Genomic DNA, 19,664 nt, shown 5'->3' with positions numbered 1-19,664 from the left:
CCGTCAGGGGTAGGCACGAGGGGATTGCCCCTACAGCCATTTCATCGAATAATTTTAAGAATAGCCTAGCGTTGATTCTGATAAACCCATCACCGATCGGTAGTGTGCTTCGAGTTGCGCTACCGTCGGAGCCTGCCGTTTTGCATTCCATTGGCTTTGATTAAATAATTCTTGCTTCAATTGATTCACATCTACATTGCAGACAGTATTATTTGCAACGACTGACTGACCATTCACCCAGGCATGATCAACAACATTGACGGGGCGACCCAAAACCAGAAGCCCGATCGGGTCGGTGCGCGGCAACAAAGACAGATTCATCAAGTCGTATAGGACTAAATCAGCTTTTTTACCCACCGTCAGCGAACCGAGTTGATCATTTAGATTTAAGCCCATTGCGCCTCCTAGAGATGCCATCTCGATCGCTTGGCGAGGCGTAATCCAATTCTGATAATCGAAGTCAGTCGTATTGTGCAAAATCGAACCAATCTTGATCGCTTCGAGTAAATCTTGAGAATCATTACTCGCCGAACCATCACACCCGAATGAGACATTCACGCCTGCCTGCCGATATCTGAGAATCGGGGCAATTCCACTCCCCAATCGCAGGTTGCTAAGAGGATTGTGAACAACTGTTGATTTTGTGGCTGCCATGATCTCAATGTCGGCATCATCGAGCCAAACGCAATGAGCGAGAGAGGTACGATCGCTCAAAAACCCAATTTGCTTGAGATGTTCAACGGCGCTACGGCCATATTTTTCTTGAGCCAAAAGCTTCTGCGCTCTGGTTTCTGACAAGTGAGCGTGGCGACAGAGATTGTAGCGATCGCTTAACTCAATGCACCCTGCAAACAAGGCATCTGAACAGAGTTGTATTCCCGTGGGCGCGACGAGAATGTTCACTCCTTCATCAGGTCGATGAAACTGATTTACGGCTTCCTCGATTAGCGCTAAAGTTGCCGCCGTCGATCGCACATAGTCTCCGTGTTCTCGCTCGATTCCCCCGTTGGGAAGGCTTGCTGCTAAAGCCTCATCTTGAATCAGAGGAGCCACAAACGCCCGAATTCCGACCTGTCGATAAGCTCTAACCGCCGTCGCGATCGTCGCCAATTCCTGACCGGGGATCAAGACCAAGTGATCGACCACACTGGTTCCACCAGAGAGCAGCGTTTCGACCGCAGTTCCGATCGCGCTGAGATAAACTTGCTCTAGCTCTAGGGGCGTAAAGTCATAGAGTTCTGCAATCCACAACTCTAGAGGAACGGGCGGAATCATGCCTCGCTGCCACATCTCAGAGGAGTGAGTGTGAGCATTGACAAAACCGGGCAAGAGTAGCTTATTGCGTCCGTCGATCAAGGTGCCAACGGGTTCTAAATGGGGCGCGATCGCCGCAATCCGATCGCCCTCAATCTGCACATCAACCGTCTCGTAGGCACGATCAACTGGAATTAAAACATTCTGAATCGTAAAACTCATGTCGGTGAACGTTAGGGAACAAGTTTAAGGAAAGGGTAACAGATGTTATCGAAGCCTCGATCGTTGAACTGTTATACTCGCTACAAAATCGATTGTTCTATTTCGTGCAGAGTCCAAATTTTTCTAACCAAAGCTGGAATGATCCCTATAGAGCGATACTTAAACGAATGAAAAGATTACGCTAACCGCGATCGTCGATTAAGTACGCTAATTTATTGAGAAAATCTGAGTTCACTAACGCTTTGAGGAGCTTTTATTATGACCACGCTTAAAGTAGGAATCAACGGATTTGGGCGAATTGGTCGCCTCGCATTTCGAGCTGGCGTTGACAATCCCAATATCGAATTTGTGGGCATTAATGATTTGGTGTCGCCAGACAACCTTGCCTATTTGCTCAAATATGATTCGACTCACGGCAGATTTAAGGGCACCATTGAAGCCAAGCCTGACGGCATTATCGTCAACGGCAAATTTATTCCCTGTACGGCAATTCGCAACCCTGCCGACTTGCCTTGGGGCAAGCTGGGCGCAGACTATGTGATTGAGTCTACAGGTTTGTTTACTGATTTTGAGGGTGCATCAAAACATCTGATGGCGGGCGCAAAACGAGTCATTCTCTCGGCTCCGACCAAAGACCCTGAAAGAGTGCGGACGCTGCTGATTGGGGTGAACCATGACCAGTTTGACCCTGACAAAGATACGATCGTATCAAATGCCAGTTGCACGACAAACTGTTTAGCACCCGTTGCCAAAGTGCTCAACGACAGTTTTGGTTTAGCAGAAGGGCTGATGACCACTGTTCACGCGACCACAGCCACTCAACCAACGGTCGATGGCCCCAGTCAAAAAGACTGGCGTGGCGGACGGGGAGCCGCTCAAAATATCATTCCATCTTCGACCGGGGCAGCAAAGGCGGTGACATTAGTCTTGCCAGAACTCAAGGGCAAACTGACAGGAATGGCATTTAGAGTGCCCACACCCGATGTCTCTGTCGTCGATCTGACCTTCAAAACCAACCAAGCAACCAGCTATAAAGAAATCTGTGCCGCGATGAAGGAAGCGGCGGAAGGCTCACTCAAAGGCATTTTGGGCTACACCGATGATGAAGTGGTTTCGACCGATTTTCAGGGCGATTCGCACTCTAGCATTTTTGATGCCGGGGCAGGCATTGAGCTAAACTCCAATTTCTTCAAAGTCATCTCGTGGTATGACAACGAGTGGGGCTATTCGTGCCGAGTGATTGATTTGATGGTGTCAATGGCCCAGAAAGAAGGGATTTTGTAGAACGGGTGAAGTGTCGATCGGCTCCGGGAAACATGGGAGCGATCGACACCTTCTCGTTCAGTTAAATTAAGAAGATGAATACTTTGTTGCTGACTCAATCTGAGTGGTGAAAAGCGCAGGCAGAAAGCTCTTTAAGGCTTAAACGTGATTCTTCCCATTTAGAGTGATAGAAGAGGGACAACTTACAAACTACGATACAACAGCAAGCTAATCAACAGCGAAATTGGCGTAACAAAAAAGGAAAGTATTAGAATCGAAAGAGAGGCTGTGAAAAACTTAAATTTTATCGATGCGATTTCCGAATTTACGATTGTTTGACTCACTACATCCAAATCTTCTTTTCTAAATGGAAGCTTAATTTGATCGTCGAAATAAAGCCTGTTCATTGAACTTAGTAATTCAACGGGCTGATATTTCTTCAAATCATTGAAGAAATAGAAATTATCGGTATCCTTCAACCCATGTTTGACTCTTCTAGACGGTTTAGACATTAACCAAACAATCCGCTCAAGATCAGTCTTAGGAAGAAAAGACAGAGAGCTTATCAAGGCACTGATAAACAGAAGGGACATCGAAATTGAAGAGCCTTGCTGAAGCGAATTTGGCACGTTTGAAGCTGCACTAAGATAAGTTACAATTACAGTAACACCAGTACCTGAGAAAGCAAGAAGGACAGCATTTTTTGCTTCAGCAAACTTAAGCCAATCATTAGTTATTTGAAAAATTGAAAGCAGCTTCTCTGTAACTTCCATAGAAATTTTTCCTGAGAAATAGACTTAAATCAACTGTCTAGCTCAACTAGGCTTGAGCAGAAGGATCTGCCGTGTTTTTCACACCAATTGCTATCCAAGCTATAAGCAGTATCAAAATCAAATCGGCTGTCGTCAGACATATTCTCCTCTGTCCAAAGCTCGACTTTATTACCACTCGGACATCCACAAGAGTGTGTTGCCTTCTCATCTCTGAGGTTGCCAAAAAATCTATCTGAAACCCAGAGCTTGTTGTCTGTAGATAAACTGGCTAATTTTGCTGCCATATTTATTGGCTTTCCAGCCCAAACCTCATTCTGCCTATCTGTTCTGTTCTGATAGGTTTTTAATCCAAACCTGCGAACTAAGACAGTCTTTTGATCTATTCCGAAGTGACCGCCAATGTGCTGCTCAGTAAGGGCTTCGACTTTAGGCGTAAAATGCTCGTAAACAAAAGTTTTGAATGATATTGTTGCCGCGAGTGCCGAATAGGGTTGATCCTGGTTGAATAAGGCAAAAACTCCGTCTCCTTTGATGTCAATATATTCGGCTCCAAACTCATGAAAAATGCGGATACCCGTTTCCGTAAAAAGCCGATATGCTTTTGCCGTTGTTTTATCATGCAAACCAGCACTAAGTTTTGTAGATCCCTCCATATCTACAAAGCAGCAGATCACATTCGGGATCTTCAACCAAGTTCTAGGATTCTGAATTGGTATCTTGGGAGTGTCTGGAATTTGATCTACGTTAGTAATAGATACTGACTTACTAAAATGACCCAGTTCTGTTTCAATGATTTGCTCAATCGGAGTTAGCAGCTTGCCTTCTACTGTAGAATCTTCTCTAAAGAGAAGGGCATCCCTTACATCATCAAATAGGCTCATCGCGATCACTTGTGTTAAAAATTTACGTTTCTGCGAGGTTCGCGCTCACGTCATATAGAACACTAGCACTATTGCAAGAAAGTGCAACAGTGTGAAGGAATATATGTGGTGTGGATTGCCGGACTTGCGTGAACCGCTACTCCAGATAGAGTATCCACTGTGTTCCAGCACTACACCGTCAAAATTCAACATCATCATCGTCGATCGCAGAGTCAGGAAATCGGGCTTTGAGGGCGGGAATCACAGGGCATGGCTTACGATCGTCCAAATTCTCCGATTTGTTCCAGCTAAAAGGTGCTTGTTTGGTTGCTCTGCAATAGACATCAAACCTTAGAAATTGCGAAGTAGGCAATGAATACTACAGATAATTCTCCAATGGATAAAGATGTGGCTTTTCTTCGAGAATTGATGGATGAAATCAGCGACAGAGCCAGAGCTAGAGGCTTAACGCCGGAGATTCTGGAGTCTATCCTCAATGAGTCTTGAACGGTCATTTGTTCTCGATACCAATATCATGTCAGACCCGATCGCCAAAATTGAGGGTTAAATGCGATCGCCCCGGAGAAAGCATTAAGTAAGTTGCAAACTTCCCTCGAATTCGTGCTATATTTGCAATCGCACGTTCAAAACGCGCAAACAAGGGTTGCTAGCTCAGTGGTAGAGCATTCGGCTTTTAACCGACTGGTCCCGGGTTCGAATCCCGGGCAACCCATAAAATAGGGAGTTAGCAATTGCTGACTCCCTATTCACCTTTTCAGGTACGATCGACACCATCGTCCTCAAAAACCATCATGGGCAGCAATTTTGGTCATTTGTTCCGCATCTCTACGTTTGGCGAATCTCACGGCGGTGGCGTAGGCGTGGTGATCGACGGGTGCCCACCCAAAATTGAGATTTCAGCAGACGAGATTCAGTTTGAGTTAGATCGACGAAGACCGGGGCAAAGCAAAATTACGACTCCTCGCAATGAAGCCGATCGCTGCGAGATTTTGTCTGGCGTGTTTGAGGGCAAAACTCTAGGAACGCCGATCGCGATTCTCGTTCGCAATCAAGACCAGCGATCGCAAGACTATGACGAGATGGCGGTCAAATATCGTCCTTCTCACGCCGATGCGACTTATGACGCAAAGTATGGCATTCGCAACTGGCAGGGCGGCGGACGCTCATCGGCGCGAGAAACGATCGGGCGAGTGGCAGCAGGCGCGATCGCTAAAAAAATTCTGCGCGAGATTGCGGGTGTTGAAATCATCGCTTACGTGAAGCGCATTAAAGATTTAGAAGGCGTGATCGATTCCAACACGGTGACGCTAGAAGACGTTGAGAGCAACATTGTGCGCTGTCCCGACTCAGATTGCGCCGAGCAAATGGTGGACTTGATCGAGCAGGTTCGCAATCAGGGAGACTCGATCGGAGGCGTGGTCGAATGTGTGGCGCGACAAGTTCCGAGAGGACTAGGTGAGCCAGTGTTTGACAAGCTAGAAGCAGACCTCGCCAAAGCGATGATGTCACTCCCCGCGACCAAAGGCTTTGAGATTGGCTCTGGCTTTGCGGGTACGGTGATGACTGGCAGTGAACACAACGACGAGTTTCATACCGAAAATGGCGAGATTCGCACCGTCACTAATCGATCGGGCGGCGTGCAGGGCGGCATCTCAAATGGAGAAAATATTCTGATTCGGGTTGCCTTCAAGCCCACCGCAACGATTCGCAAAGAGCAGCGCACCGTCACCAACGCAGGCGAAGAAGTGACGTTAGCCGCTAAGGGTCGTCATGATCCTTGTGTATTGCCGAGGGCGGTGCCGATGGTTGAGGCAATGATGGCGCTTGTCTTGTGCGATCACCTGTTACGACAGCGCGGACAGTGCGGCGAAGTCCAATAAGGCAACCTGAATTACGATCGCCTACGAAGCTGCTGCCACCAATTTGTGGTGCCTTCTTGCTGCTGTTTGCGCTTTTTACTTCGCTGTTTGAGGCTAGAGTATTGACTGCGTTTTTTACGGACTTTCGTTTCTTCGGCGAGTCCATCTTCGGCAGCTTCTTTTTGCTCTGGCTCAATCTCTTTTGACACCCACCAATCGACAATTAAGCCGCTTGCCAGACCACCGATCGCGCCTAAAAAAATACTTAAGGGCGCAGAGTAGCCCATCCCAAACAGACTGATTAAGAACAGCAGCCAGATTTTCAGTCCTGTCGAAAATCCTTTTGAGATTGGTTGTCTTCGCACGGTCTCGACCCTTAAATAGTCACTACAAAGGATACCTCATTCGTCGTCAGTCATTCGTCATTTTTGAATCGCTTTTAGAGAAGAGGTTTGATGACGAATGACCTATGACTATTTTGGTAATTGTTCTTCTAAGTTTTGAGTGGTGTCTAGCATCTTGAGGTAAGGTTTTTCGGTTTCGGTAAACGGCTCCATCTGTTGGGTTTTGAGCAAATCAGTCGTCGCATCTGAGATATCGCCTTGACGCTGCTGCACGCGATCGCTCAACACCGACAGAGGCGCATCACAATAGAAGATTTCTAGCGGAATCTGGTGAGCAGCGGATTGAGCAACGACGGGCGATCGCAGCGCTTGACGATCGTACTTAGCATCCAAAATCACGGTGTAACCTTGCGATGCCAGCGTAATGCCGAGATTGAGGAGACGATCGTAAGTCTTCTCAGTCATTTCTAGGCTGTAGAGATCGGCTTCTCCTTTGGCATCTAGCGCAACGCCGCCGAGATGTTTGCGAATGGCATCCGATCGCAGGTGAATCGCTCCAGTCTGACGAGCTAACTGCCGGGCTACGGTACTTTTGCCAGACCCCGACAAACCCGACATCATCACCAATCGTCCCGATTTATGACGAGTGTATTCCCACGCCAAACGATAGTAGCGAGATGCCGTTTCGCTGGCTTCCTGCTTCACCGATTCTGCAATTGCCGGGTCGTCTAATAAGAAAGAAGTTACCTTGGCACGAACATAAGATTGACGACTGAGGTAGAGCGGCAACACCTGTAAGCCTTCCCAGTCGCCCGTTTGCTCAAGATAAGCGTTGAGAAATAAATTACTCAAATCAGGACGATTCCGGGCATCTAAATCCATCACGATGTAGGCAACATCGAACATCACATCGACAAAGCGAAACGGCTCATTAAACTCGATGCAGTCAAACAGCAAGATTTTGTCGTGCCAAAAGCAGATATTTCTCAAGTGAACGTCGCCGTGACATTCGCGAATCCATTTATTTTGAACTCGATTGACAAAAAGTTCTGATTGTTCAGCAAATAGTTTGTCTGTGTAGGCGCGAGTCTCATCAAATTGGACTTGGGTTTGCGATCGTCCAACATAACCCACGGTTTGATCATAGTTTTCGTCGATCGCTTGTCGAATTTGCGAGACTTCTCCAAACTTGAGAATGTAATCGCTGGTCGGTGCCTTTAAATGGAACGCTGCTAATTCTCGTGCCAGATCTTCTAGATGTTGTTCGGTGAGTTCGCCGCGATCGAACATTGCACTTAGCAACGTCTCTTGAGGAAACTGACACATCTTGACAACATACTCGACAGGTTCCCCGGTGCCGCCAAGCTGAAAGGTTTCTCCGGTCTGTGTGATCGGCTCAACGCCTAAATAAAGTTCGGCGGCTCCTCGTTGATTGAGACGCAACTCTTCATGACAAAAATGCTCCCGTTTCTCTAACGTCGAGAAATCTAGAAAGCCGAAGTTGACTGGTTTTTTGAGTTTATAGACCACCTCACCCGTGAGCAACACATAAGAGACGTGGGTTTGAATCAGTTCGATCGGCTCCGTCACCGGATGCGGATAAAACTCCGATCGCAGCATTTGCTGAATTAAAGGGGGTAGGGTCGTTTGGGTCATAGTTCGCTTTTAGACAATTATAAAAAAGCCAGGGAATGGTTGCTCCCTGGTTCTATATACACCTTAAGTTGACGTGAACCGCGCTTATACGACAGCGGCGGCTGCTTCGTCGTCGCCAGTTCCAGCACGGGTCGCCGAAATCATCACGACCACTCGACTGGCTTCACCTTGAGCCGTAACGCCTTCAGGCAAAGGCAACTCGTGAACGTGCAGAGCATCGCCAACTTTGAGGGCTGTTACATCAATTTCAATGCTTTGAGGAATGCGATCGGGCAGACATCTCACCTCTAATTCTGTGAGTTCGGTTTCCATCACGCCGCTCTCTTGCTTGACCCCATAGGCTTCGCCCACAAAGTATAGAGGCACCGTGATTTCAAGAACACTCTCAGCCGACACTGAGAAAAAGCTGAGGTGATAGAGGTAACGCTTCCAGGGGTGTGACTGAATCTCGCGCAGCAGCGCTTTACCCGTCCAGGGCAGTTCAGGGATGTTGACATTGATCAGCGTATTGTTAACCGAGGCATCGCGCACCAAAAATTCAGCCTTTTTAGCGTCAATGGTTAACTCAAGGGATTCGTTGCCTTTGTGACCATAGAGTACGGCCGGAATTTGTCCTGAGCGGCGCAGGGCATTGGGCTTACTTCCGGCAGCGCGTTTATGACAGTCGATCGTGATTTGCATAATGACCTTGGGAATGTGAGAGATGAACTTTGGACTTTGGATTTCAAGCAGTCTCAATCCAAAATTCTTTTATTTGACCACTGCTTGCGGCGTGCCGTTGGTGTATAGCAGCGCTCGTTTGGGCCCGTGAATGGGGTCTTCGACGATAATGGTCTGGTCACGGCTTGCGCCCAGAGACACGATCGCGATCGGCACATCCATTAATTCTGCCAGGAATTTGAGGTAATCGAGGGCTTGGCTCGGCAGATCTTCGAGAGATTTGCATTCCTCGGTCGATCGTTTCCACCCTGGCACGGTTTTATAAATCGGCTTGCAGCGAGCAAACAGCCGCGAATTGCTCGGAAAGTCTTCACAGCGCTGCCCATCGAGTTCGTAAGCAACACAGACCTGAATCTCTTCCATCTCGTCTAAGACATCTAGCTTGGTGATCGCGAGACAGTCAAGACCATTGATTCGCACTGCATAGCGACCGATCACCGCATCAAACCAGCCACAGCGCCGTTGCCGCCCCGTAGTAGTGCCAAACTCTGCCCCGCGATCGCACAGCAGGGTTCCGACCTCGCCGTGTAGCTCAGTGGGAAATGGCCCTTCACCCACGCGGGTTGTATAGGCTTTGGCTACCCCAATCACCCGATCGATAACGGTCGGGCCGATGCCTGTGCCAACACACGCCCCACCCGCAACCGGATTTGAAGAAGTGACATAGGGATAGGTGCCGTGATCGAGGTCTAACAGCGTCCCTTGTGCGCCCTCAAACAAAATATTCCGTTTGCGGCGAATGGCATCGTAGATTTTGAGAGAACTATCGACAACATGAGGACGCAAGCGATCGGCGTATTCCAGATATTCGGCCGTGACCGCTTCTACGTCGAGCGGCGGCAGACCATAGAGTTTTTCGAGAATGCCATTCTTGTAGTTAATCGTCCAATGAAGCTGTTTTCGCAGCGTATCAGCATCCATCAAATCAACGACTCGAATCCCCGTCCGCTCAGATTTATCAGCGTAGGTGGGCCCAATCCCGCGCCCAGTGGTGCCGATTTTATGAGTGCCGCGATGCTCTTCAGAGGCCCGATCGATCAGCCGATGATAGGGCATTGTGACATGCGCCGTTTCGGAGATCAGCAGGTTGTCAGTTGAGATATTTAAACTGATTAATTGATCCAATTCTTCAATCAGAACTTTGGGATCAATCACCGTGCCGCAACCGATAATGCACTCGGTTTCAGGATATAAAATGCCAGAAGGAATAAGGTGCAGTTTAAACGTCTGATCTTTGACAACGACTGTGTGCCCAGCGTTAACACCACCCTGGTAACGAACTACAACATCCGCCGATTTACTGAGCAGATCTGTAATCTTTCCTTTCCCTTCGTCGCCCCATTGGGCACCAATTACAACTACGTTAGCCAAGGGTTTTAAAGAGTGCTAGAGTTTTCAACAAACTCCCATTATCATCAGTAAATGCTGCGCGTGTCAATGGTGAATGATCGCAGGTCATCGGGTTTCGTTAACAGGAATCTGGTTGACGGTGCCTGATGGCGAAAAGTTTTCCTCGTTCAATTCTCTTCAACTGCTGCTATGCACAACTTTCTGCCGATCGCTTATTTCAAAAATCAGTTTGTCCCGTTTGCTGAGGCAAATCTTTCGATCGCGACTCACGCCCTTCATTATGGCACCGGAGCTTTTGGCGGGCTGCGAGGCATTCCCGACCCTAAGAACGCCAATCAGATTTTGTTGTTTCGGCTCGATCGTCACTGTCAGCGACTGAGCAACAGTGCCAAGCTGATTAACTACGAGTTACCTGCCGATAAAATTCAAGCGATCATTACTGAGTTTGTTCGGAAAAACAAGCCCGATCAATCGTTTTATATTCGTCCGTTTGTCTACACGTCTGGCTTGGGCATCGCGCCTCGACTCCACAATATTGAAAAAGATTTCTTCGTCTATGGGCTGGAGCTAGGTGACTATTTGTCAGCAGATGGCGTGACCTGTCGCATCAGTTCATGGTGTCGCCAAGAAGATCGCAGCTTACCGTTGAGAGGAAAAATTAGCGGTGCCTATATCACGTCATCTCTTGCCAAAACTGAAGCCGTTGAATCTGGTTTTGATGAAGCGATCTTGCTCAACACTCAAAGCAAAGTCAGCGAGGCTTCGGGAATGAATATTTTCCTAATCCGCAATGGTGAGTTGATCACTCCAGGCTATGAGCAAGACATTCTAGAAGGAATTACCAGAGATAGCATTTTGACGCTGGCTCGAAACTTGGGGATCAAGACTGTAGAAAGACCAGTGGACAAATCAGAACTGTTTATTGCCGATGAAGTCTTCTTGAGTGGCACGGCTGCCAAAATTACTCCGGTCAAAAAGATTGAAACTTACCCGATGCCTGAAACCCATCCCATTACCGATCGGTTGAAAGCAAAACTAACCGCCATCACTGAAAACTTAGAGCCAGACTATCGAGATTGGGTGTTTCCGATCGCGCTTCAATAGCGTCAGTTCGACGAGTTTTTTCGCTTCGTCAAGAGCAACTTCTGCCCCCTAAATCCCCCATTCTGAGGGACTTTGAACCGGAAATTTTGGCTTGAAGTCCCCCAAGATTGGGGGATTTAGGGGGCGCGATGGACTGGTAACGAAGTCGTCGAATTCGCAGCTTCATTAACAAAAAAAGAGATGTCTTTCACAGGCATCTCTTTTCTATCAATTAAATCGTAAAGATAAGCTTTTTTAAGAAGTGTTCCACCCTGGGGATCAACCCAGTAGAATTACTCTAGTTGGAAGCCGAGATGTAAGATCTCTCTCAGGGTAAGTGGAAAGAATTAGCAATAGCAGCTAATGTCTTCACCGCACTCATCTGCTAGATAGCACAGCGCTCGAAATCGCAGCGCAACCACTTCGTCATAGACGGGGTTAAGCTTGCACATCGGCGGAATGTGGAACAAAGTCTTTCCAAAGGCTTTAACGTCGCGCTCAAAGGGACACTGAGACGGAATTAGCTTACAAAGACGGTGAGCCAAGTCAGGGTTGCGGACTTGAACGCGATCGATCGCGTTGCGAAGTGGACGGAGTAGGTTAGGTTTTTGTGAATCATGAGATGACCGGGTAGCCGTGGCAGCATCGGTAAGCTCTGCTGCGGGTGAAGGGCTGACCCAGCTTGCGAGAGCGATGCGGCGTTGGGTGTCTTGCAATTTCATGTCTATCGTTTCCTCGACTCTGTTGAAGTGCGTAATGGGGAGAGGAGTAGCGTACGTATTAACTACATAATCAGGAACCAGAATCTCGGATGGTGAGACGGTTTTTTCAAAATCCTTGAGGATTGTTGGAGGCGTGTAAAGTTATTGTTACACTTTCTAGCTGATGCAACCATCTTGCCTAAAGTTTCAGCTAGGTAAACGCGTAGAATTGCTGAACTTTGATGATCATGCCTAAGTGATTGTGCTTATCGGATGAACGAATCAGAGCCGTACTAAATTTGCCCAATTGCGAACGCATAGGTAACTTTGTAACGTTAAGTAAACAATTCAGATTATATTCTAAACAGTCTTGATGCGATCGTTAGGTTACGCTTGCTACAAAACCACGCCGATCATGTAGTTTTTGGATTAGTTCAGTGCGATCCCCGCATGATAGGAGCGAACTTGACAGGTTGATACACTTTTTGTAAAAACCGAAAAGAGGTTCGATCGGACATTTCTGCCAGCGTACCCTTGAATCAGCCCCCAAGAATTCTCCAAGGATTGTGAATTGAAAAATATCGATTACTTGCAAATGGGCATGGCACTGCCGTGCCCCTATGTAATTTACGGTTCTAGGGAAGCTGTGCTGCCGTCTCGGACGTTGCATCTCCCCAAACGATTTGGCGTTGACTTGGGTCAGTGCGGTTTGTCTGCTCTTGCATAATGACTTTTGCCTGCCGGGGATCAAAATAGCGACTAAATTCTGCTTTGACGTGACCGACTCGTTTTTCTGTCGCCTTGACTTCAGCGTTGATTTCTTGCAGCTTTGAGTGCTGCGCCATGCTGTAGGGCAAGAGTTGAACCAGCGCCGCGATCGCCACGCCCGAAAGGGCAAGATTTACACCCAACTTGATTGAGGTCTCAATCGCGATCGTTCGATGATGTTGACGTTTTTTTTGTTGACCTGAGCGAGGCTGCGATCGAGGCGTTCTAACAGGCTGAAGAGGCTTAGTCGGCGATTGAAGTGCGTTCATGAGTTCAACGGGATGCGGTGCAGACGGTAGACTTTGACAGTCTTAATGGAAAAGTAGCTGCCTTTGGCGATTAATTCTAAATTGAGCGCTTCTAGACTGAAAAACTAAGCGGATCAGAAGACTAAAAACTCATTTTAGAGAGCTTGATACTGACGCTTCGATAACTCTACTGACAGAGTTAACTCAAAATCGCAAATATCTGCGCCAAAATCAAGAAGTACGTGTGAACTAAGCAGCGTTTCCCAATAATTTCGTCTGAGTCAGCAACCCAAATGAACTAGCCGGAAAACTGCCTCGTCAGTGTACCCCGCATCTTAAAAAACGATCACTCAACTTGTCGAGAGAATCATTGATTACTGCGGGGATCAGACAAAGCAGTCTCCCTGCCGCGATCAAGGGAGATCTATTTATACAACTCGGTAGACAGCCGGAAGGCAAGAATGCCAGGAATGAGGGCCACTACAAGGGCAACTAGAATTTGAGTATCTGATAGAGGCATTGAGTTTGAAACTCCTTAATCTCAGGGTTATCGTTCCTCAATGTCGATCAAACCGTCCGCTTTCGGAAGATTTTGTTACAAGATTCAACACAAAATGGGGATCATGAGACTCAGGTCTCGCGTGTGTGGCATGACTCAGACCTCCTAGTTAAGGTAGGCTGATATATGAGCAAAGCTTTTTCTTAAATTAGGATTGAGTTTGTCAAGACTTGTTTGTAACGCTTAATCAGAAATCATTGATGCTAGACCAACTTTCAGACTTCCCTGCCACCTTTAATGTTCAAACTCTTTTGCTGCTGCTGGTTTTAGTGGCATTAGAAGCGGTGCTGTCGGCAGATAACGCGATCGCCCTGGCTGCAATCGCGCAAGGGCTGGAAAAACCTGAGCTTGAACGGCGCGCCCTCAACATTGGCTTAGTGTTTGCCTACATTTTGCGGATGAGCTTAATTTTGACGGCATCCTGGGTGAGCAAATATTGGCAGTTTGAGTTGGCAGGGGCAATCTACTTGCTGTGGTTAGTCTTTCAATATTTCTCGTCTGACTCAGACGATGGAGACGAACACCACGGGCCGCGGTTCACCTCGCTGTGGCAAGCGATCCCCGTTCTGGCACTCACAGATTTGGCGTTCTCTCTAGATAGTGTAACGACCGCGATCGCCGTTTCTCAAGAAACCTGGCTGATTTTGATTGGGGCCACGATCGGGATCATTGCGCTGCGGTTTATGGCGGGTCTGTTTATTCGCTGGTTAGACGAGTTTACTCACCTAGAAGACGCAGGTTACATTACGGTCGCCTTGGTCGGATTGCGTCTGCTAATGCGAGTCATCAACGATAGTCTAGTGCCGCCCGAATGGGTGATGGTGACAGCCGTCGCGCTGATATTTGTCTGGGGTTTCTCTAAGCGCAATCCTGTTGAAGTTAAAGAAGTGAGAGCCGAGAAATTAGCAGCCTCTGAAAAAGAAAAAATGGCTGAACCTGAAGAAAAGAAATTAGAAGTTTGAGTGAGATTTTGCAGACGAGGGGATGAAATGAAATGGCTGTAGGGGGAGCGCCCCCGTGCCTACCCCTGACGGAGGGCAACCACAGGGGGATTGCCCCTACCCAAATCATTTCTCTATTCCGCAATACTAGAAGTTATTCGTAGATCCAGGAAAGGATAGTCGGTTGCCAGTTGACAAGTTCTTCTTCCTTAAACCACAGAGCAATTTCGCTTTGAGCCGTTTCAGGTGCATCTGAGCCGTGGATCAGGTTGCGTCCAATATTTGCGCCTAGGTCTCCGCGAATGGTGCCAGGTTCTGCCGTGAGCGGGTTGGTGGCTCCAATCACTTTTCTAGCCGCCGCGATCACACCATCGCCTTCCCAGACCATTGCGACAACAGGGCCAGACGTGATGAATTCGACCAAACTGCCGAAAAATGGGCGTTCTTTGTGAACCCCATAGTGCTGTTCTGCAAGTTCGCGGCTGACGTTCATGAATTTCAAACCCACGAGGGTAAATCCTTTTGTCTCAAAGCGTCCGATGATCTCGCTAATGAGCTTACGCTGCACACCATCAGGTTTGATGGCCAAAAATGTCCTTTCCACGAGTCGCTCCCAGAAATTTATGCCTTTTTACAAAACAAGATTAGCCCAGAACGGAGGCGATTGGCTTCGCGATCGCTAAAGGGGTGCGCTGCTTAACCTACGAATTTGTGAAGGATGCGGTAGACTGACATCTCAATAAGATTTTCCAAGGGGTAAGACACGATGGGGGAGCGCCACACGTCAGCGAAAGCAGAGGCGGAAAAAGCACTGGTTGAAGCACAATCAGCATCGAATGGGAAGAGTCTAAAAAGCAAGTCTGAAGCAACGCCGTCAAAGTCTTCTGGTTCAGCGGCGATCGTCAAAGACGTGCCCAAAAACTGGACGATCGAAGACAGCGAAGAACTCTATCGCATTCATGGCTGGGGCGATCCCTATTTTTCAATCAATGCTGCTGGGCATGTGACGGTTTCCCCTAAAGGCGATCGTGGCGGTTCATTAGATCTGTATGAATTAACGAATGCGTTGAAGCAGCGTAATTTAGGTTTACCATTACTGATCCGATTTTCAGACATTTTAGAAGATCGGATCGAGCGATTGAATGCGGCATTTGCAAAAGCGATCGCTCGCTACAATTACGCAGGCGTTTACAAAGGCGTTTTTCCGACTAAGTGCAATCAACAACGCCATTTGATCGAAGATTTAGTTCGCTTTGGTAAACCGCATCAATTTGGGTTAGAAGCCGGATCTAAACCAGAATTAATGATTGCATTAGCATCGCTGAAAACACCTGGAGCGCTGCTAATTTGTAACGGCTATAAAGATCGCGAATACATCGAAACGGCAATGCTGGCGAGACGGTTAGGACAAACGCCCATTATTGTTTTAGAACAAGTAGAAGAAGTGGAGTTAGCGATCGAGTCCAGCAAAAAACTGGGCATTCAGCCAATTTTAGGAATTCGGGCGAAACTAAGCGCCAAAGGCATTGGACGCTGGGGCACATCGGCGGGCGATCGGGCAAAATTTGGCTTGACGGTTCCTGAAATCATTCAAGCGATCGAGCAACTGCGCGAAGCAAATATGTTGGATTCGCTGCAACTGCTGCACTTTCATATCGGTTCACAGATTTCGGCGATTAGCGTCATTAAAGATGCGTTGCGCGAGGCGGGTCAGATTTACGTCGAACTCGTGAAACTGGGCGCAAATATGCAGTATTTGGACTGTGGCGGCGGTTTAGGCGTAGATTATGACGGTTCTCAAACGAATTTTCACGCCTCCAAAAATTACAACACGCAGAACTACGCGAATGATGTTGTCGCCGCGATTAAAGATGCCTGCACAAGTGCAAAAATTCCGGTGCCGACGTTGGTGACTGAGAGTGGACGCGCGATCGCGTCTCACCAATCGGTTTTAGTTTTTGATGTATTGGGCACTAGCGAAGTCCCGGCTGACAAACCCGAACCATTGCAGGAAGACGAACACCTGATCATTCGCAATCTCTACGAAACCTACGACTCGATTAAGCCAGAAAACTTTCAGGAGGCCTATCACGACGCAACTCAGTTCAAAGAAGAAGCCGTGAGTTTGTTTGGCTTTGGCTATCTGAGCTTGCCAGAACGGGCACGAGCAGAGCGATTATATTGGGCTTGCTGTCATAAGATTTTGGCGATCGTGCGTCAGCTTGATTACGTCCCCGACGATCTAGAAGACCTCGAAAAAATCATGGCTTCGATGTACTACATGAATCTTTCGGTGTTTCAGTCTGCACCTGATTCGTGGGCGATCGACCAACTGTTCCCGATCATGCCGATTCACCGTTTAGATCAAGAGCCAACGCAACGGGCTACGCTGTCTGACTTAACTTGCGACAGTGACGGCAAGATTGATCAATTTATCGATTTGCGTGATGTCAAGTCGGTGCTAGAGTTGCATCCGCTCAAACCAGGCGAGTCCTATTATCTGGGAATGTTTCTCAACGGTGCATATCAAGAGATTATGGGCAACCTGCACAACTTGTTTGGCGACACCAACACGGTGCATATTCAACTCACGCCGAAGGGCTATCAGATTGAACACGTCGTGCGCGGTGACACGATGAAAGAGGTCTTGGGCTACGTGCAATATGACGCGGAAGATATGATCGAAAGCATTCGCCGTCAGACCGAGCAAGCCCTACAAGAGCATCGGATTACGCTGGAAGAGTCTCAGCTTTTGCTGCAAAACTATGAGCGCAGTTTGAGCGGCTATACATACCTATCACCTTGAGGATTATGGATGGCTCAACTCAACCTAATCAAGACAAGCAACGCGCACCCATGAACCGGACTCTTACCCTCAGTGATGAAGATAAAGTCAGGTTGGCTCCTCGCATTCTCAGAAAGTTACCTTCAGATCCCTTTTTAATTCCGCCAACGGGCACTATTCAAGGTGACTGTCTAGAAGTAGCAAAGCTTCTACCGTTGGGTGTTGTAGACCTGCTGATCCTTGACCCACCCTACAATCTCAATAAAAGTTTTAATGGACGCAAATTCTTAAAGCGTACCGTTGATGACTATGCACTCTGGCTAGATGAAGTTGTTCACATTCTTAAGCCCTTGTTGAAGCAGACAGCCTCGATCTATATCTGTGGCGATTGGCTGTCTTCTGCTTCGATCTTTACCGTTGCCTCATCGCACTTTGTCGTTCAAAACCGCATTACCTGGGAGCGTGAAAAGGGTCGAGGCGCTAAATCAAACTGGAAAAATTCGAGTGAAGATATCTGGTTTTGCACAATGTCGGAGCATTACACATTTAACGTCGATGATGTAAAGCTTCGCAGAAAAGTAATCGCACCTTACAGAAATGGAGACGGCACACCCAAAGACTGGCAGGTGACAGGGGAAGGCAACTTTCGCGACACTCATCCCTCAAATCTTTGGACGGATCTAACCATCCCTTTTTGGTCAATGTCAGAAAACACGGATCACCCGACTCAAAAAAGTGAAAAATTAATTGCAAAGTTAGTCTTGGCAAGCACTAACCCCGGTGATTTTGTGCTCGATCCCTTTTTGGGTAGCGGCACGACTTCAGTGGTTGCAAAAAAGCTCGGCAGAAAGCATCTCGGCATTGAGCTAGATGAAACCTATAGTTTATTGACCGAACGCAGGCTAGAGATTGCAGACTCTGAACCCGGGATTCAAGGCTTTTCTGAGGGTGTATTTTGGGAGCGCAATACACTTGTTGTTCAGCAGAAGGGGAGAGCAAATAAAGCTATGTCGGAATCAAGTATTGTAGAGTCTGATTAAGCCAGCTTCGGTACATCATAGCGAATATTGGCTTTTCTCATCCGCTCTAAAGCTTCACCCAAACGATCGCACTCCGCAATCAAGCTAATTCGCACATAGCCTTCGCCGCCAGCCCCAAACGCATTGCCCGGAGTCAGCACTACGCCCGTCTTTTGCAACACCGACAGCGCAAAATCAGTCGAGCCGACTCCGATCGGGCAGGGAATCCATAAATACATCGTCGCTTGAGTTTTAGGAATTGACCAACCCAGTTGCGCCAATCCTGCAATCAAATAATCGCGACGAGTGCGATAGCGATCTTGCACTTCAGTCAAATATTTATCGGGCAGTTGCAACGCCGTTTCTGCTGCCGTTTGCAAAGCTGCAAAGATGCCATAATCTAAGTTTGTTTTTAGCGTTCGCAATCCTTGAATAATGTGACGATTGCCGACCACAAAGCCGACTCGCCAGCCTGCCATATTATAGGTTTTAGACAGCGTGTGAAACTCAACCCCAATGTCTTTCGCCCCCGGAATTTCTAACAAACTGGTAGGTTTGTAGCCGTCAAACGCTAACTCTGCATAGGCTTGATCATGCACCAGCATAATTTGATAATGACGAGCAAACGCCACGACTTCCTCAAAAAACTCACGGGGAGCCGTTGCTGTCGTCGGGTTGCTCGGATAGTTAAAGTAGAGAATTTTGGCCCGTTCGGCAATGCGATCGGGAATCGCCGCCAAATCAATCAACCAATCCTGCTCGGCTTTGAGAATGAGCGGATAAATTTCGGCTCCGGCAATCAACGGGCCGCGAAAATGGGGCGGATAAGACGGACTCGGCACCAGTACCAGATCGCCCGGATTGATATAAGCCAGCGCTAAGTGTGTCAACCCCTCTTTAGAACCCAGCAGCGGCAGCGCTTCGCTATCGGGGTCGAGATCGACATCATAGCGACGACGATACCAATCGGTGATGGCGCGCCGAAAACTAGCAGTGCCCTCAAACGGGGGATAGCCGTGATTTTTAGGATTTTTTAGCGCTTCAGTGGCGGCTTCGACGATCGGCAACGGAGTCGCCCCATCCGGGTTTCCCATTCCCAAGTCGATTAAATCAACACCCTGCGCTCTCGCATTTGCTTTTAACTCATCGAGACGCGCAAACACATAAGGGGGCAAAATTCGCAGACGATCGGCAGGCGTAATCCAACTTAGGCTCATGGCGCAATCTCTCTAAGAAAA

At 47.9% G+C, this 19,664-nt stretch carries 20 protein-coding genes and 1 tRNA gene; 8 read left to right on the top strand and 13 right to left on the bottom strand.

Annotation, left to right across the window (positions count from 1 at the left end):
- Window positions 1-54: 54 nt before the first annotated feature.
- Complete coding sequence (locus BRW63_RS10875; protein ID WP_073071046.1) at window positions 55-1,476, bottom strand: amidohydrolase; 1,422 nt, start codon at window positions 1,474-1,476, stop codon at window positions 55-57.
- A gap of 258 nt (window positions 1,477-1,734) precedes the next feature.
- Between BRW63_RS10875 and gap the strand changes: the two genes are divergently transcribed.
- The gene (gene gap, locus BRW63_RS10870) at window positions 1,735-2,760 is read left to right on the top strand and encodes a type I glyceraldehyde-3-phosphate dehydrogenase (protein WP_073071045.1); all 1,026 of its coding nucleotides are present in this window, start codon (window positions 1,735-1,737) and stop codon (window positions 2,758-2,760) included.
- A gap of 182 nt (window positions 2,761-2,942) precedes the next feature.
- On the opposite strand, the gene BRW63_RS10865 is transcribed toward gap, so the two are convergent.
- From BRW63_RS10865 to BRW63_RS28265, 3 genes are all read right to left on the bottom strand, one after another.
- Window positions 2,943-3,512: a hypothetical protein gene (locus tag BRW63_RS10865; RefSeq protein ID WP_073071043.1), complete on the bottom strand. Its 570-nt coding sequence runs from the start codon at window positions 3,510-3,512 to the stop codon at window positions 2,943-2,945.
- A gap of 29 nt (window positions 3,513-3,541) precedes the next feature.
- Window positions 3,542-4,393 carry an adenylate/guanylate cyclase domain-containing protein gene (locus BRW63_RS10860; protein WP_073071042.1) on the bottom strand — a complete coding sequence of 284 codons (852 nt, stop codon included), beginning with the start codon at window positions 4,391-4,393 and terminating at the stop codon, window positions 3,542-3,544.
- A gap of 178 nt (window positions 4,394-4,571) precedes the next feature.
- Window positions 4,572-4,745, bottom strand: coding sequence for a hypothetical protein (locus BRW63_RS28265; RefSeq protein WP_181314375.1), 174 nt, complete (start codon window positions 4,743-4,745; stop codon window positions 4,572-4,574).
- On the opposite strand from BRW63_RS28265, the gene BRW63_RS29530 reads away from it, so the two are divergent.
- From BRW63_RS29530 to aroC, 3 genes are all read left to right on the top strand, one after another.
- Window positions 4,745-4,879, top strand: coding sequence for a hypothetical protein (locus tag BRW63_RS29530; RefSeq protein WP_262983534.1), 135 nt, complete (start codon window positions 4,745-4,747; stop codon window positions 4,877-4,879). The genes BRW63_RS28265 and BRW63_RS29530 overlap by 1 nt on opposite strands.
- Window positions 4,880-5,033: 154 nt before the next feature.
- A tRNA-Lys gene (locus BRW63_RS10855) sits at window positions 5,034-5,105 on the top strand.
- Window positions 5,106-5,124: 19 nt separating this feature from the next.
- Window positions 5,125-6,273: a chorismate synthase gene (gene aroC / locus BRW63_RS10850; RefSeq protein ID WP_317615810.1), complete on the top strand. Its 1,149-nt coding sequence runs from the start codon at window positions 5,125-5,127 to the stop codon at window positions 6,271-6,273.
- Between the two features lie 11 nt (window positions 6,274-6,284).
- Here the strand turns inward: aroC and BRW63_RS10845 are convergent, their stop codons facing one another.
- The 4 genes from BRW63_RS10845 to BRW63_RS10830 form a co-directional block, all read right to left on the bottom strand.
- Window positions 6,285-6,617, bottom strand: a complete 333-nt coding sequence (locus BRW63_RS10845) for a hypothetical protein (RefSeq protein WP_073071038.1) — start codon at window positions 6,615-6,617, stop codon at window positions 6,285-6,287.
- Window positions 6,618-6,725: 108 nt separating this feature from the next.
- Window positions 6,726-8,252, bottom strand: a complete 1,527-nt coding sequence (locus BRW63_RS10840; protein ID WP_073071036.1) for a bifunctional aminoglycoside phosphotransferase/ATP-binding protein — start codon at window positions 8,250-8,252, stop codon at window positions 6,726-6,728.
- Between the two features lie 84 nt (window positions 8,253-8,336).
- Complete coding sequence (locus BRW63_RS10835) at window positions 8,337-8,933, bottom strand: 50S ribosomal protein L25/general stress protein Ctc (RefSeq protein WP_073071035.1); 597 nt, start codon at window positions 8,931-8,933, stop codon at window positions 8,337-8,339.
- A 69-nt stretch (window positions 8,934-9,002) separates the two neighbouring features.
- The gene (locus BRW63_RS10830; RefSeq protein WP_073071033.1) at window positions 9,003-10,343 is read right to left on the bottom strand and encodes an adenylosuccinate synthase; all 1,341 of its coding nucleotides are present in this window, start codon (window positions 10,341-10,343) and stop codon (window positions 9,003-9,005) included.
- Between the two features lie 168 nt (window positions 10,344-10,511).
- Between BRW63_RS10830 and BRW63_RS10825 the strand changes: the two genes are divergently transcribed.
- Complete coding sequence (locus BRW63_RS10825; protein WP_073071031.1) at window positions 10,512-11,426, top strand: branched-chain amino acid transaminase; 915 nt, start codon at window positions 10,512-10,514, stop codon at window positions 11,424-11,426.
- Between the two features lie 326 nt (window positions 11,427-11,752).
- Here BRW63_RS10825 and BRW63_RS10820 read toward each other — a convergent pair whose 3' ends face one another.
- The 3 genes from BRW63_RS10820 to psaM all read right to left on the bottom strand — a co-directional run bounded on the left by BRW63_RS10820 (window position 11,753) and on the right by psaM (window position 13,642).
- Window positions 11,753-12,127 carry a Mo-dependent nitrogenase C-terminal domain-containing protein gene (locus BRW63_RS10820; RefSeq protein WP_073071029.1) on the bottom strand — a complete coding sequence of 125 codons (375 nt, stop codon included), beginning with the start codon at window positions 12,125-12,127 and terminating at the stop codon, window positions 11,753-11,755.
- 614 nt (window positions 12,128-12,741) lie between these two features.
- Entirely contained in the window at window positions 12,742-13,143 is a 402-nt protein-coding gene (locus tag BRW63_RS10815; RefSeq protein ID WP_073071027.1) for a slr1601 family putative cell division protein, read from the bottom strand.
- 403 nt (window positions 13,144-13,546) lie between these two features.
- Window positions 13,547-13,642, bottom strand: a complete 96-nt coding sequence (gene psaM / locus BRW63_RS10810; protein ID WP_073071025.1) for a photosystem I reaction center subunit XII — start codon at window positions 13,640-13,642, stop codon at window positions 13,547-13,549.
- 239 nt (window positions 13,643-13,881) lie between these two features.
- On the opposite strand from psaM, the gene BRW63_RS10805 reads away from it, so the two are divergent.
- Window positions 13,882-14,643, top strand: coding sequence for a TerC family protein (locus tag BRW63_RS10805; RefSeq protein WP_073071023.1), 762 nt, complete (start codon window positions 13,882-13,884; stop codon window positions 14,641-14,643).
- Between the two features lie 133 nt (window positions 14,644-14,776).
- Here BRW63_RS10805 and ndk read toward each other — a convergent pair whose 3' ends face one another.
- Entirely contained in the window at window positions 14,777-15,226 is a 450-nt protein-coding gene (gene ndk / locus BRW63_RS10800) for a nucleoside-diphosphate kinase (protein ID WP_073071021.1), read from the bottom strand.
- A 162-nt stretch (window positions 15,227-15,388) separates the two neighbouring features.
- Between ndk and speA the strand changes: the two genes are divergently transcribed.
- Window positions 15,389-17,428, top strand: a complete 2,040-nt coding sequence (gene speA / locus BRW63_RS10795) for a biosynthetic arginine decarboxylase (RefSeq protein ID WP_083582850.1) — start codon at window positions 15,389-15,391, stop codon at window positions 17,426-17,428.
- A 5-nt stretch (window positions 17,429-17,433) separates the two neighbouring features.
- Window positions 17,434-18,447, top strand: a complete 1,014-nt coding sequence (locus BRW63_RS10790) for a DNA-methyltransferase (protein ID WP_223257351.1) — start codon at window positions 17,434-17,436, stop codon at window positions 18,445-18,447.
- Here the strand turns inward: BRW63_RS10790 and BRW63_RS10785 are convergent.
- Window positions 18,444-19,643 (bottom strand): aspartate aminotransferase, encoded by a 1,200-nt coding sequence (locus BRW63_RS10785; RefSeq protein ID WP_073071019.1) that lies wholly within the window; start codon window positions 19,641-19,643, stop codon window positions 18,444-18,446. The genes BRW63_RS10790 and BRW63_RS10785 overlap by 4 nt on opposite strands.
- Window positions 19,644-19,664 lie beyond the last annotated feature (21 nt).

Origin of the sequence: Phormidesmis priestleyi ULC007 (assembly GCF_001895925.1) — a bacterium.
Classification (GTDB): Bacteria; Cyanobacteriota; Cyanobacteriia; order Leptolyngbyales; family Leptolyngbyaceae; genus Phormidesmis_A; species Phormidesmis_A priestleyi_A.
The sequence above is the reverse complement of the archived record's forward strand: the minus strand, read 5'-3'. Positions and strand labels throughout refer to the sequence as shown.